15 protein-coding genes are annotated in these 13,520 nt (G+C 68.6%); 13 read left to right on the top strand and 2 right to left on the bottom strand.

The features are described from left to right. Positions 1-149: 149 nt before the first annotated feature. Positions 150-932, top strand: coding sequence for a hypothetical protein (locus tag ACWDRB_RS59975; protein ID WP_225963881.1), 783 nt, complete (start codon positions 150-152; stop codon positions 930-932). A 10-nt stretch (positions 933-942) separates the two neighbouring features. Then, positions 943-1,185: a hypothetical protein gene (locus ACWDRB_RS59970; RefSeq protein WP_350739826.1), complete on the top strand. Its 243-nt coding sequence runs from the start codon at positions 943-945 to the stop codon at positions 1,183-1,185. 136 nt (positions 1,186-1,321) lie between these two features. On the opposite strand, the gene ACWDRB_RS59965 is transcribed toward ACWDRB_RS59970, so the two are convergent. Next, a complete protein-coding gene (locus ACWDRB_RS59965; RefSeq protein ID WP_026214226.1) occupies positions 1,322-1,543 on the bottom strand; it encodes a BldC family transcriptional regulator in 222 nt (73 codons plus the stop codon). A gap of 257 nt (positions 1,544-1,800) precedes the next feature. On the opposite strand from ACWDRB_RS59965, the gene ACWDRB_RS59960 reads away from it, so the two are divergent. Further along, positions 1,801-2,019, top strand: a complete 219-nt coding sequence (locus ACWDRB_RS59960) for a DUF4229 domain-containing protein (RefSeq protein ID WP_350739829.1) — start codon at positions 1,801-1,803, stop codon at positions 2,017-2,019. Here the strand turns inward: ACWDRB_RS59960 and ACWDRB_RS59955 are convergent. Then, positions 2,016-3,221, bottom strand: coding sequence for a hypothetical protein (locus ACWDRB_RS59955; RefSeq protein WP_449910604.1), 1,206 nt, complete (start codon positions 3,219-3,221; stop codon positions 2,016-2,018). The genes ACWDRB_RS59960 and ACWDRB_RS59955 overlap by 4 nt on opposite strands. Before the next feature lie 106 nt (positions 3,222-3,327). Between ACWDRB_RS59955 and ACWDRB_RS59950 the strand changes: the two genes are divergently transcribed. The 10 genes from ACWDRB_RS59950 to ACWDRB_RS59905 all read left to right on the top strand — a co-directional run. Further along, entirely contained in the window at positions 3,328-4,044 is a 717-nt protein-coding gene (locus tag ACWDRB_RS59950; RefSeq protein ID WP_363976734.1) for a demethylmenaquinone methyltransferase, read from the top strand. 333 nt (positions 4,045-4,377) lie between these two features. Beyond that, positions 4,378-5,616 carry a geranylgeranyl reductase family protein gene (locus tag ACWDRB_RS59945; protein ID WP_355210271.1) on the top strand — a complete coding sequence of 413 codons (1,239 nt, stop codon included), beginning with the start codon at positions 4,378-4,380 and terminating at the stop codon, positions 5,614-5,616. A gap of 64 nt (positions 5,617-5,680) precedes the next feature. Next, positions 5,681-6,076, top strand: coding sequence for an NADH-quinone oxidoreductase subunit A (locus tag ACWDRB_RS59940; protein WP_185069986.1), 396 nt, complete (start codon positions 5,681-5,683; stop codon positions 6,074-6,076). Between the two features lie 2 nt (positions 6,077-6,078). Then, complete coding sequence (locus tag ACWDRB_RS59935; RefSeq protein WP_355210274.1) at positions 6,079-6,630, top strand: NuoB/complex I 20 kDa subunit family protein; 552 nt, start codon at positions 6,079-6,081, stop codon at positions 6,628-6,630. After that, positions 6,627-7,331: an NADH-quinone oxidoreductase subunit C gene (locus ACWDRB_RS59930; RefSeq protein ID WP_449910601.1), complete on the top strand. Its 705-nt coding sequence runs from the start codon at positions 6,627-6,629 to the stop codon at positions 7,329-7,331. Before ACWDRB_RS59935 ends, ACWDRB_RS59930 begins: the two co-directional genes overlap by 4 nt. Continuing rightward, positions 7,328-8,653 (top strand): NADH-quinone oxidoreductase subunit D, encoded by a 1,326-nt coding sequence (locus tag ACWDRB_RS59925; RefSeq protein ID WP_350739839.1) that lies wholly within the window; start codon positions 7,328-7,330, stop codon positions 8,651-8,653. Before ACWDRB_RS59930 ends, ACWDRB_RS59925 begins: the two co-directional genes overlap by 4 nt. Beyond that, positions 8,650-9,306, top strand: coding sequence for an NADH-quinone oxidoreductase subunit NuoE (gene nuoE, locus ACWDRB_RS59920; RefSeq protein WP_350739842.1), 657 nt, complete (start codon positions 8,650-8,652; stop codon positions 9,304-9,306). The genes ACWDRB_RS59925 and nuoE overlap by 4 nt, the downstream gene beginning before the upstream one ends. Next, positions 9,303-10,592, top strand: a complete 1,290-nt coding sequence (gene nuoF, locus ACWDRB_RS59915) for an NADH-quinone oxidoreductase subunit NuoF (protein WP_350739844.1) — start codon at positions 9,303-9,305, stop codon at positions 10,590-10,592. Before nuoE ends, nuoF begins: the two co-directional genes overlap by 4 nt. Next, entirely contained in the window at positions 10,589-12,964 is a 2,376-nt protein-coding gene (locus ACWDRB_RS59910) for an NADH-quinone oxidoreductase subunit G (RefSeq protein WP_350739847.1), read from the top strand. Before nuoF ends, ACWDRB_RS59910 begins: the two co-directional genes overlap by 4 nt. Continuing rightward, positions 12,961-13,520 (top strand): complex I subunit 1/NuoH family protein (locus tag ACWDRB_RS59905; RefSeq protein WP_449910598.1); only part of this gene is annotated, 560 nt, incomplete at its 3' end. The genes ACWDRB_RS59910 and ACWDRB_RS59905, both read left to right, overlap by 4 nt.

The following is a 13,520-nucleotide window of genomic DNA, read 5'->3' as shown; positions in this document are numbered from 1 at the left end:
TCAACGCCCGTGAGAAGCCCTTTGAGAGCCGCGCGGACGCCAAGGCACGCAAGAAGCGCGGGCGGGGGCCCGACGTGCCCAGAGGCCAGCCTGAGCGACCCGGAGAGCGCGATGGTTCGAGATGGCCGGGTAATGAGCGGGGTGAGCGGATGGCGTGGCCGGGCGACGAGGTACGACGGCCCTCCGAGACGAGCTGGGACGGGTTCTCGTTGCGCGAGCGCGGCGAGCGACTGCCGGCCGCCGTGGTCGAACGCCCCCGCTACACCTGGTACGACTTCGAGCTCGACGACCAGCCCAGGGCCCAGCCCAACCGGCCCGGCATCCCGTCCATGGGCGACGGCCTGCGCCACTGCGGCAAGCTGGAGTCCATCCTGCACCGCCAGTGGGACGCCAGGCAGGGACCGCCGTCGGCGGACGTCGTACGCGCCGTGGAGAGCCTCGCCCGCCTGCCGGAGCGGCTGAAGGAGAAGCTCGCGGCCGGGCTGGAGGGCATCTACGTCGGCCGCGGCGGCGTCCCGGACCTCGACGACATGGGCTACTTACGCGGCGCCCCGCTCCCGTCGGGCCGCGCCACCTGGGACATCTGCGCGGGCGCGTACGGCGACCGCAAGATCGTCGTGGGTGACCGCCCGTCACCGACCCCGGACGTTATGATGCATGAGGTCGGCCATGCCATCGACGACATCGACTCGGCGTACGGCGGCTGGGTCTCCGACTCCCCTGAGTTCGTCCGCCTCTACGACACGGCCATGCCGCTGCTGGCCTCGACGTTCCACCGCCAGGGCGGAGGGCTCGGCCGTAAGGAGTTCTTCGCCGATGCCTTCGCCGCCATCGCCTCCCGCCAGCGTCCGGCCCTCGTGGACATGCTCGGGGGAGACACGCGGATGGCGCTGGACATCATGCTCTTCTTCAACCGGCGCTACGGAATCTAGGTGATCGGACATGTACGTCATCCGGCTCGCGGACGGGACCCTGCGCGTGCCGCAGAGCCTGACCAGCGAAGACGGGCGTCTGATCGGGAACGCGTACGTCGAGGTGCTGCCCGGTGATCCGGACTACGACCAGTTGTTGCCGGAGGCGCTGACAGAGGAGGAGCTGGCCGAGCGCCGCAACGAGTGGGAGAAGGAGAACGACGAACTGGAGCGTGAGTTCCTGGCCTTCAAGGCGCGGCAGGAGGACGCCTGAGGCGACCAGACAGGCGCCAACCACGGTCGGCGGTTGGCGCCGCCTCATGCTGCCGGACGGAAGTGTGGCCGAAAGCACGCGAACAGTGGGGCGCGCCGGCGGTGATCCTGCCGTCGCAGGATCACCGTCTGCACGGTCAGACGCGCGGGGACTCACCTGCCGGCCTGTCGGCCGTCAAAACATCCTCGCCACGTAGAAGGGCGTGCACTTCCGACTCGCGGAACCGCCGATGCCCTCCGGGGGTGCGGATACTGCTGATGCGGCCTGCCGCAGCCCAGCGTGTAACCGTCTTTGGGTCTACCCGGAAGAGGGCGGCAACCTCTCCTGGGGTCAGCAGACGCTCGCTGCTACTCTCCACCAATCTCTCCCCCTCGCATCCCGCTTCCTGCCAGCGGGCGGACAGGTAACCAGTGTGTCGAGCGAAGCCTGATTTATCCGTGGTTTTCTGCAAAGATCACGGGTTGTTATCAGCTGACTGCCCGATTGTTATATGATAGAGCCTCTTTGGGGCTCTCGTGGGTGTTTCTTTACGAAACTCCCTGACTGGGAACAGTAGCATCGCTCGCGTTCGATGCGAAGAGCGACCGGTCCACGGGTCCGAGTAACCTCGAACCTGTGCCTCCTGTTCTCGTTTACACACTGTCGCGCATCGGCATCTTTGCGGTCACCCTCGGAGTGCTGTGGCTGCTCGGCCTGCAAAACCCGTTCGTGCTGATCCTGGTGTCTTTCTTGATCAGCGGCATAGCGAGCTACGTCCTGCTCAGCAAGCAGCGTGATGCCGTGAGCGAACGCATCAGCAACAAGATCGACCGGCCGAAGCCGCAAGACGACTAGGGCAGGGGGAACATGCCAATCCGGGCATGGTACTCCCGTCCGAGTCTGGTTGTGTCGCTACCGACAAGTAGTCCACTGCGATGCGCGTAAAACGCCTTCACACCGATGCCGCGCTCCCGTGTGGGATTCCAACTGAGGGCCATTCCCGTAGTCGGATGAATGGCGCTGATCCCCGGGCGTGAGACTGCTCCGGGGCCGGCGGAGTCACGCCCCTGCGGATTGTTCAGCCAGCGCTGATGCCCGCCGACGTAGACCGCCGCGCCCGTCACGGAAACCGCGTAGAGCGAGTCGCCTCCGGTGGCGTTCACCCAGGTCGGCCTGATGGTGGAGCCCTTGGAGTACGTCTCGAACCTGGCGGCCGTGTCGCACATCCCGCCCTTGGGGCCGCCGGTGGTGACGACCGCGAAATAGTGGCCGTCGGGTGAGAAGTCCAGGCCGCGCACGTACGAGGGGAACTCGCTCATGCACGGGCGCGCGTACGCCTCCGTCCGCCAGGGCGCGAGCCTGGCGGTGGGGCCGCTGATGTCGATGAGCCCGAGCTGCGGCCTGGACCGGCCGGCGAGCGTGGTGAACGAGCCGTCCACGGCGAGCCGGTAGCGGGTGGCGGCGATCGCGTAGACCTTCACCCTGGGCGTGAGCGATCCGCCGGGCGTGATGCCGAACGCCGGGTCGGCCGCGCCGGTCGTCACGTCGATCCTGGCCAGCGCGGTGCGCGGGCTGGTGAAGTCGCCGCCCACATAGAGCTTCGAGCCCTGCCTGGCCAGCGTGGAGACCATGCCGCCGCCGATGTGTGGCGCGAAGCCGGTCACCAGCGTGCCGTCGGAGAGCTTGAGCCTGGCCAGCGACCTGGCGGGCGAGTCGTTGACGCCGATGAACTCGCCGCCGACGTAGACGGTGCCCTGGTCGCCGGCGGCCAGGCCGTACACGGGGCCGGGGACGATCGGCGCGAAGCCCGGCAGGACGCGGCCCGTGGTCAGGTTGTAGGCGAAGAGGTTGGAGCGCGGGTAGGCGGTGGTGCGGGCGGCGTCGCTCACCTCGCTGAACGAGCCGCCGACCACGACGGTGTCGCCGACGACCGTGATCGCGTTGACGATGCCGTCGAGCACGTGCGGGGTGTTGTCTACCGGGTCGGCCGAGACGACGCCGAAATGCGCCGTGGGAGCCGAGGCGATGATCGCCGCAAGGGCGACACGGGCAAGCATTCGCCAAGTTTTAGCAGACGTTCAGTAGTCTCATGGCTACTTTCCGTTGAATGTCGTGTTCACGGCCCTGGGAACGGGCCTGGAGGGCCTCCCATAGTCTTGGCCTATGACGCGCGCTCAGTTGGACAAACAGCCGGACGAGGTCGCCGCGATGTTCGATCGCACCGCCCGGCGCTACGACCTGGTCAATGACGTGATCTCCCTCGGGCAGGTCAGGATGTGGCGCAAGGCGGTGGCCGCGGCCATCGACGCGGGCCCCGGGGAGCTCGTGCTCGACCTGGGCGCCGGCACCGGCACGTCCACCGACGCGTTCACCACGCTGGGCGCGCGGGCCATCGCGTCCGACTTCTCGCTGGGCATGCTCCGCACCGGCGTGCGCCGCCACGGCGGCAACGCGCTGTCGGGTGAGGGGGTGCCCTTCATCGCGGGCGACGCGCTGCGCCTGCCGTTCGCCGACGACGCGTTCGACGCGGTGACGATCTCGGTGGCGCTGCGCAACGTGCACGACACCCGGCAGGCGCTGCGGGAGATGCTGCGCGTCACCAGGCCGGGCGGCCGACTGGTGATCTTGGAGTTCTCCCACGTGACGTTCGAGCCCTTCGATCTCGTCTACCGCGAATATCTGATGAAGCTGCTGCCAAAAGTGGCCAAGGTGTTCGGCTCGAATGACGATTCCTATGAATATCTGGCTGAGTCGATCCGGGATTGGCCCGACCAGCGCACACTGGCCCGGACCATTCAGGACGCCGGCTGGGAGCGGGTCGCCTGGCGCAATCTCACGATGGGCATCGTCGCCCTGCACAGAGGGTTCAAGGCGGCGTGAGACCACACGCGACACACCGTTCCTCTTGGATCACAGAACAGCACCCCGACTGCCACTATGTACTGGAAAAGCAGTAGACTGCGGGCCGACAAGTTTGTGAAGGGGTTCACAAAGGAACGAAGGCAGCACACCACCCCCGAGGCCTTCGAGCGTGTAGGACAGGACAGTCCAGTGATCGTGCCAACAGCCACCCGCCGAGCGCAGGAGCTCGTCGCGAGAGAGCGACGAAGGAGCCAACGAGTGGCGAAGCGGGCGCGACCATGAGCCCCGAGCGCAGGAGCTCGTCGCGAGAGAGCGACGAAGGAGCCAACGAGTGGCGAAGCGGGCGCGACCATGAGCACAGTTGACGCTGACGTCATCGTCGTCGGCGCGGGTCCCGCCGGTTCCGCGACCGCCTGGTACCTCGCTCAGGCCGGACTCGACGTGCTGCTCCTGGAGAAGACCAGGTTCCCCCGCGAGAAGGTCTGCGGCGACGGCCTGACGCCGCGGGCGGTCAAGCAGCTGCTCAACATGGACGTCGACGTCGACGCTCCCGGCTGGGTGAGGAACAAGGGGCTGCGCGTCGTCGGCGGCGGCCTCCGCTTCGACCTCGACTGGCCCCAGCTCGAGCGCTTTCCGGACTTCGGCCTCGTACGCACCCGCCAGGACTTCGACCAGATCGTCGCCGCCAACGCGGTCAAGAACGGCGTGCGCCTGATGGAGGGCGTGACCGTCACGGGGCCCGTCCTCGACGACCGCAGCGGCCACATCGTCGGCGTGACGACCAAGGACGGCCGCGAGTACCGCAGCCGCGTGGTGGTGGCCGCCGACGGCAACAGCACCCGGCTGGCCCTGGGGATGGGGCTGCACAAGCGCGAGGACCGTCCGATGGGCGTGGCGGTGCGGACGTACTTCGAGAGCCCGCGCCACGACGACGACTACCTCGAGATCTGGCTGGAGCTGTGGGCGCAGGAGAAGCTGCTGCCCGGCTACGGCTGGATCTTCGGCGTCGGCGACGGCACCGCCAACGTGGGCCTCGGGCTGCTCAACACCAGCGCGCAGTTCAAGAACATCGACTACCGGGACCTGCTGCGGACCTGGTGCAAGGCCATGCCTCCCGAGTGGGAGTTCACCGAGGAGAACATGACGGCCCCCATCCGCGGCGCCGCGCTCCCCATGGCCTTCAACCGGCAGCCGCACTACACGCGCGGCCTGGTGCTCGTGGGCGACTCGGGCGGGTCGATCAACCCGTTCAACGGCGAGGGCATCGCCTACGCCATGGAAACCGGTGAGATCGCGGCGGAGGTCATCGCCAAGGCCCTCAGGGGCACCACCCCCGCGGACCGGGAACGCGCTCTGAGGACCTATCCTCAAGTGCTGAAGGACGCCTACGGCGGATACTTCACCCTGGGCAGGCTGTTCGTCGAGCTCATCGGAAAGCCGGGCGTGATGAGCTTCGGCACCAGGCACGGTCTCCCTCACCCGAGGCTGATGCGCTTCGCCATCAAACTCCTTGGTAATCTCACCGACCGGCGAGGCGATGCGTCAGACATGATCATTAACGCTCTCTCGAAGGTCGCCCCACCAGCATGAATCTCAGAACTGACAGATCCGGCTGCGCGCCCGCGCGCGCGGCGACTCCGGAGGAGGCGTAGCGATGGACCTTTACGTGCCCATCCTGGTGCTCGCCGTTCTCGCGGGGGGCTTCGCGATCTTCTCGGTCGCCATCGCTCCCTTCACCGGCCCCAAGCGCTGGAACCGCGCCAAGCTTGACGCCTATGAATGCGGCATCGAGCCGACGCCCCAGCCCGTCGGTGGCGGACGGTTCCCGCTCAAGTACATGGTCACCGCGATGCTCTTCATCGTGTTCGACATCGAGATCATCTTCCTCTACCCATGGGCGGTCTCGTTCGCGCCGCAGACGAACGACGCCGGCCAGGTGCTCAGCTCCGGTCTGGGGCTGTTCGCGCTCGTGGAGATGGTGCTGTTCATCGTCACCGTGCTCGTCGCCTATGCGTACGTGTGGCGCCGCAAGGGTCTGGACTGGGACTGAAAATGGGACTTGAAGAGAAACTCCCCAGCGGGTTCATCCTCAGCACGGTCGAGGCGGCCGCCGGATGGGCGCGCAAGAACTCCGTGTGGCCCGCCACATTCGGCCTCGCCTGCTGTGCCATCGAGCTGATGGCCACCGGCGGCCCCCACTACGACCTGGCGCGCTTCGGCATGGAGCGCGCTTCGGCGTCTCCTCGCCAGGCCGACCTCATGATCGTCGCCGGCCGCGTCTCGCAGAAGATGGCGCCCGTGCTGCGGCAGATCTACGACCAGATGGCCGAGCCGAAGTGGGTCATCTCCATGGGCGTGTGCGCCTCCAGCGGCGGCATGTTCAACAACTACGCGATCGTGCAGGGCGTCGACCACGTCGTGCCCGTCGACATCTACCTGCCGGGCTGCCCGCCGCGGCCCGAGATGCTGATCGACGCGATCGTGAAGCTGCACGACAAGATCCAGAACACGAAGTTCGGCGCCCACCGCGCCAAGCAGATCGAGGAGCTCGAGCTGCAGGCGCTGCGGCCGCTGCCGCTGATCGACCAGGGAGCCTCGAAGTGACCTCGCCCGACAACCTCCCCGGTAGCCCGGAAAGCGGTGAGACCCCCGAGGCCGCGGTTCCCGCCATCCCCGAGGCGCCCATCGCCCGGCACGGCATGTTCGGCGCCCAGGACTCCGGTGACACCTCCGGCTACGGTGGCCTCGTCGTGCGCCGTGCGCCGCAGCTGTCGACGCCCCGCCCGTACGGCGGCTACTTCGACGAGGTCGTGGACGGCCTGGCGCTCGACGACGCCATCGAGCGCGTGGTCGTCGACCGCGGCGAGCTGACCCTGCACGTCAAGCGGGACCGGCTGGTCGAGGTCTGCCAGAAGCTGCGCGACGACCCGGCCCTGCGCTTCGAGCTCTCGCTGGGCGTCACCGGCGTGCACTACCCGCACCTGACGGGCGAGGAGCTGCACGCGGTCATCCACCTGTGCTCGATCACCTACAACCGCCGCGTACGCGTCGAGGCCAGCGCTCCCGACTCCGACCCGCACATTCCATCGACCGTGGGCGTTTACCCTGGTCACGACTGGCATGAGCGTGAGGCGTACGACTTCTTCGGGATCATTTTCGACGGTCACCCCGCGCTCACCCGGATCATGATGCCGGACGACTGGGACGGCCACCCTCAGCGCAAGGACTACCCGCTCGGCGGCATCCCGGTCGAATACCGCGGCGCCACCATCCCCGCGCCCGACCAGAGGAGGAGCTACTCGTGAGCACCGCTTATGACGAGGCGACCGAGGGCAAGGTCTATTCGGTCAACGGCGGCGACTGGGACGAGGTCGTCACCGGGGCGCGCGACACCGAAGAAGAGCGCCTGGTCGTCAACATGGGCCCGCAGCACCCGTCCACGCACGGCGTGCTCCGCCTGGTCCTGACCCTCGACGGCGAGACGGTGACCGAGGCGCGCAGCGTCATCGGCTACCTGCACACCGGTATCGAGAAGAACATGGAATACCGGACGTGGACCCAGGGGACCACGTTCGTGACCCGCATGGACTACCTCTCGCCGATCTTCAACGAGACCGCCTACTGCCTGGGCGTGGAGAAGCTGCTCGGCATCGAGGACCGCATCCCGGACCGGGCGCAGGCCATCCGCGTGATGATGATGGAGCTCAACCGGATCTCCTCGCACCTGGTCGCGATGGGCACGTTCGGCATGGAGCTGGGCGCGACCACGCCGTTCCTCTTCGGCTATCGCGACCGCGAGATGATCATGGATCTCTTCGAGTACATCACCGGTCTGCGCATGAACCACGCCTACATCAGGCCGGGCGGCGTGAGCGTCGACCTGCCCGCGGGCGCGGTCGACAAGGTCGGTGAGTTCCTCAAGGAGATGCCCAAGCGGATCAAGGACATCCGCAAGCTCCTCGACGCCAACCCGGTCTACGTGCGCCGCACCAAGGACGTGGCCTACCTCGACCTGACCGGCTGCATGGCCCTGGGCATCACCGGCCCGATCATGCGCGCCGCCGGGCTCCCGTGGGACCTGCGCAAGTCGCAGCCCTACTGCGGCTACGAGACGTACGAGTTCGACGTCGCCACCGAGCGTGGCTGTGACGTCTACTCGCGCTACCTCGTGCGCATGAAGGAGATGGAAGAGTCCCTCAAGATCATTGAGCAGGCGCTCGACCGCATCGCCGGCCCGCTCAAGGGCGACCCGGTGATGATCGAGGACAAGAAGATCGGCTGGCCCGCGCAGCTCGCGCTCGGCCCCGACGGGTTCGGCAACTCGCCCGACCACATCGCCCACATCATGGGCTCCTCGATGGAAGCGCTCATCCACCACTTCAAGCTGGTGACCGAGGGCTTCCGGGTGCCGGCCGGGCAGGCGTACGCCAGCATCGAGTCGCCCAAGGGCGAGCTCGGCGCCCACGTGGTCAGCGACGGCGGCACCCGCCCCTACCGCGTGCACTTCCGCGAGCCGTCCTTCTGCAACCTGCAGGGTTTCCCCGCGATGGCAGAGGGCGGCCAGGTCGCCGACGTGATCGCCGCGGTGGCTTCTATCGACCCCGTCATGGGAGGTGTGGACCGGTGACTTACTCACCGGAGATCCGGGAGCGTCTGGAGCGAGACGCCAAGGAGATCATCGGGCGTTACCCGAAGACGCGCTCCGCACTGCTGCCGCTGCTCCACCTCGTGCAGTCGGAGGACGGCTACGTCTCCGACGACGGGCAGGAGTTCTGCGCGGAGATGCTGGGCGTCAGCAAGGCCGAGGTCACCGGCGTCGCGACCTTCTACACGATGTACAAGCGCAAGCCCGCCGGCGACTACCACGTCGGCGTGTGCATCAACGCGCTGTGCGCGGTCATGGGCGGCGACCAGATCTGGGACGAGCTGTCCGAGCACGTCGGCGTCGGCCACGAGGAGACGACCGCAGACGGCAAGATCTCGCTGGAGCGCCTCGAGTGCAACGCGGCCTGCGACTTCGCCCCCGTCATGATGGTCAACTGGGAGTTCTTCGACAACCAGACCCCCGAGTCGGCCAAGCAGCTCGTCGACGACCTGCGTGACGGCAAGGACGTGCGGCCGACCCGCGGCCCGAAGAAGCTCTGCAGCTTCAAGGACGCCTCGCGCGTGCTCGCCGGCCTGCCCGACGACCTGGCGGGCGACGGCCCGTCGGCCGCCGGCGCCTCGCTGGAGGGCCTGAAGGTCGCCAAGGCCAACGGATGGAAGGCCCCCGAGGCATGAGCACGACTTTGACACCGGTCCTGACCGCGAACTGGGACCAGCCCAACTCCTTCACCATCGACGTCTACGGCGAGTACGAGGCGGCGAAGAAGGCGCTGGCCATGGACCCCGACGCCGTGATCCAGGCGGTCAAGGACTCGGGCCTGCGCGGCCGTGGCGGCGCGGGCTTCCCCACCGGCATGAAGTGGGGCTTCATCCCGCAGGGCGACGGCAAGCCGCACTATCTCGTCGTCAACGCCGACGAGTCGGAGCCGGGCACCTGCAAGGACATCCCGCTGATGATGGCCAACCCGCACTCGCTGGTCGAGGGCATCATCATCACGGCCTATGCGATCCGGGCCAACCACGCCTTCATCTACGTGCGCGGCGAGGTGCTCCACGTGATCCGGCGGCTGCACGCGGCCGTGCGGGAGGCGTACGAGAAGGGCTACCTCGGCACCGACATCCTCGGCTCCGGCTACGACCTCGAGCTGGTCGTGCACAGCGGCGCCGGCGCGTACATCTGCGGCGAGGAGACGGCGCTGCTCGACTCGCTGGAGGGCTTCAGAGGTCAACCGCGACTCAAGCCCCCGTTCCCCGCCGTGGCGGGCCTGTACGCCTCGCCGACTGTCGTGAACAACGTCGAGTCGATCGCCAGTGTTCCCTCGATCATCGGCAACGGCGCCGACTGGTTCGCCGGGATGGGCACCGAGAAGTCCAAGGGCTTCGGCATCTTCTCGCTGAGCGGCCACGTCACCAGGCCCGGCCAGTACGAGGCGCCGCTCGGCATCACGCTGCGCGAGCTCCTCGACATGGCGGGCGGCATCAGGGCCGGTCACCAGATCAAGTTCTGGACCCCGGGCGGCTCCTCCACGCCGATCTTCACCGACGAGCACCTCGACGTGCCGCTCGACTTCGAGGCGGTCGGCGCCAAGGGCTCCATGCTCGGCACCCGCGCCCTGCAGATCTTCGACGAGACCACCTGCGTGGTCCGCACGGTGCTGCGCTGGACCGAGTTCTACGCCCACGAGTCCTGCGGCAAGTGCACGCCCTGCCGCGAGGGCACGTACTGGCTCAAGCAGGTGCTCAAGCGCCTGGAGAAGGGCCAGGGCACCGAAGAGGACCTGACCACGATCACCGACATCGCGGACAACATCCTGGGCCGCTCGTTCTGCGCCCTGGGCGACGGCGCGACCAGCCCGATCCACTCCTCCGTGAAGTACTTCCGCGACGAGTACCTCAAGCACTTCGAGATCGGCGGCTGTCCGTTCGACCCGAAGAAGTCCACTCTCTGGGGTGAGCAGTGACAGTCGTAGAGACCGAGACGAACCTGGTGACCCTGACCATCGACGGGTTCCAGGTCAGCGTGCCCAAGGGCACCTTGATCATCAGGGCCGCCGAGCTCCTGGGCATCCAGATCCCCAGGTTCTGCGACCACCCGCTGCTCGACCCGGCGGCCAACTGCCGCCAGTGCCTGGTCGACATCCCCGACGCGGGCAACGGCCGCGGCTTCCCCAAGCCGCAGCCGTCGTGCGCGATCGAGGTCGCCGAGGGCATGGTCGTGCAGACGCAGCTCACCTCGCCGGTCGCCGAGAAGGCGCAGCGCGGGGCCATGGAGCTGCTGCTCATGAACCACCCGCTCGACTGCCCGGTCTGCGACAAGGGCGGCGAGTGCCCCCTGCAGAACCAGGCCATGTCCAACGGCCAGGGCGAGTCCCGGTTCCAGGAGCAGAAGCGGACCTTCCCCAAGCCGCTGCCGCTGTCCACGCAGGTGCTGCTCGACCGCGAGCGCTGCGTCCAGTGCGCCCGGTGCATCCGCTTCTCCGACCAGATCGCCGGTGACCCGCTCATCGAGTTCTTCGAGCGCGGGGCCAAGGAGCAGGTGCGCACCGCCGAGGGCAAGCCGTTCAACTCCTACTTCTCCGGCAACACGGTGCAGATCTGCCCGGTCGGCGCGCTGACCGGCGCTGCCTACCGGTTCCGGGCCCGCCCGTTCGACCTGGTCTCCACGCCGAGCGCGTGCGAGCACTGCGCCGCCGGCTGCGCCCAGCGCACCGACCACCGGCGCGGCCGGGTCACCCGCCGCCTGGCGGGCAACGACCCGCAGGTCAACGAGGAGTGGAACTGCGACAAGGGCCGCTGGGCCTTCACCTACGCCCAGCAGCCCGACCGGCTGAAGACGCCGCTGGTCCGCAACGAGGAGGGCGTGCTCGTGCCCGCCTCGTGGCCGGAGGCGCTGGCGGTGGCCGCCGAGGGCCTGGCCAAGGCCCGCGGCAAGGCCGGCGTGCTGGTCGGCGGCCGGGTCACGGTCGAGGACTCGTACGCGTACGCCAAGTTCGCCCGCCTGGCCCTGGGCGGCAACGACATCGACTTCCGCGCCCGGCCGCACTCCGCCGAGGAGGCGCAGTTCCTGGCCCACGCGGTGGCCGGCAAGGGCATCGAGGTCAGCTACACCGACCTCGAGAAGGCCCCCCACGTGCTGCTCGTCGGGTTCGAGCCCGAGGAGGAGTCGCCGATCGTCTTCCTGCGCCTGCGCAAGGCGTGGCAGAAGAAGGGCCTCAAGGTCACCTCGATCGCCCCGTTCGCCTCGCCCGGCCTGGTCAAGATGGGCGGCACGCTCATCCGCACCGCGCCCGGCACCGAGGCCGACGCGATCGGCGACCTGGTCGGCACGCTGGCCGAGGGCACGATCGTGTTCGCCGGCGAGCGCCTGGCCACCGTGCCCGGCGCCCTGTCCGCCGTGGTGCGGCTCGCCAACGCCTCCGGCGCCAGGCTCGCCTGGGTGCCGCGCAGGGCGGGCGAGCGCGGCGCGGTCGAGGCCGGCGCGCTGCCCAACCTGCTGCCGATCGGCCGCCCGGTCGACGACGAGACCGCCAGGGCCGAGGTCGCCAGGGCGTGGAACGTGGCCTCGCTGCCCGCCACCCCCGGCCGCGACACGACCGGCATCCTGGAGGCCGCCCGCGCCGGTGAGCTGGACGCGCTGGTCGTGGCCGGCGTCGACCCCTACGACCTGGCCGACCCGGCGGCGGCGCTCGACGCGCTCGAGCACACGCCGTTCATCGTCAGCCTGGAGATCCGCGCCAGCGCCGTCACCGACCGCGCCGACGTGGTCCTGCCCGTCGCCGCAGTTCAGGAGAAGGGCGGCACGTTCGTCAACTGGGAGGGCAGGGGCCGCTCGTTCGAGGCGCCGCTGAAGGTGCCCGGCCTGCAGAGCGACCTGGCCGTGATCGGCAACCTGGCCGACCGGATGGACGTCCACCTGGGCCTGCCGGACGCCAAGGCCGCCAGGCGGGAGCTGTCCGGCCTGGGCGCCTGGCGCGGCAGCCGCGTCACCGCCCCGCACACCGCCACCCGCGCCCAGGTCGCCCCGGCGGCCGGTGAGGCGCTGCTGGCGACCTGGCACCTGCTGCTCGACGAGGGCAGGCTGCAGGACGGCGAGCCGTACCTGGCGGGCACCGCCCGCGCCGCCGAGGCGCTGGTCTCCGAGAGCACGGCGGCCGAGCTCGGGGTCGCGGACGGCGACAAGCTCGTCGTCGGCGACAGCGTCACGCTGCCCGTGCGCGTCGCCGACCTGCCGGACCGGGTCGTCTGGGTGCCTGCGAACTCCGGCGGCTGCTCGGTCACCCGTGACCTGCACGCGGTGGCCGGCGACATCGTCACCATCGGGAGCGCCTCATGACCTACGTTCTCGCGGCCGATCCCACCCTCGCCGACTTCGGCAAGGACCCGCTGTGGATCACCATCATCAAGGCCGTGATGCTGTTCGCCTTCCTGATGCTGGGCATCCTGTTCGGCGTCTGGTTCGAGCGCAAGCTGATCTCCAGGATGCAGAACCGGTACGGCCCCAACCGGGCCGGCAAGTTCGGCCTCCTGCAGTCGGTCGCCGACGGCCTGAAGATGGGCCTGAAGGAGGACCTCTTCCCGCGGACCGTGGACAAGGTGCTCTACCTGCTGGCCCCGGTCATCATGGTGGTCCCGGCGTTCCTGGCCTTCTCGATCGTGCCGTTCGCGCCGATGGTCAACCTGTTCGGCGTGCAGACGCCGCTGCAGATGGTGGACCTGCCGGTGGCCGTGCTGTTCATGCTCGCCATGGGCGCGGTGTCGGTCTACGGCGTGGTGCTGGCCGGATGGTCGTCGCGTTCGCCGTACGCGCTGCTGGGCGGTCTCAGAAGTGCGGCGCAGGTGGTCTCGTACGAGATCGCCATGGGCCTGTCGTTCGTGGCCATCTTCCTGTT

It is taken from the genome of Nonomuraea sp. NPDC003707, assembly GCF_053587055.1.
Note: the sequence above shows the minus strand (reverse complement) of the source record. Positions and strands in the feature narration are given on the sequence as shown.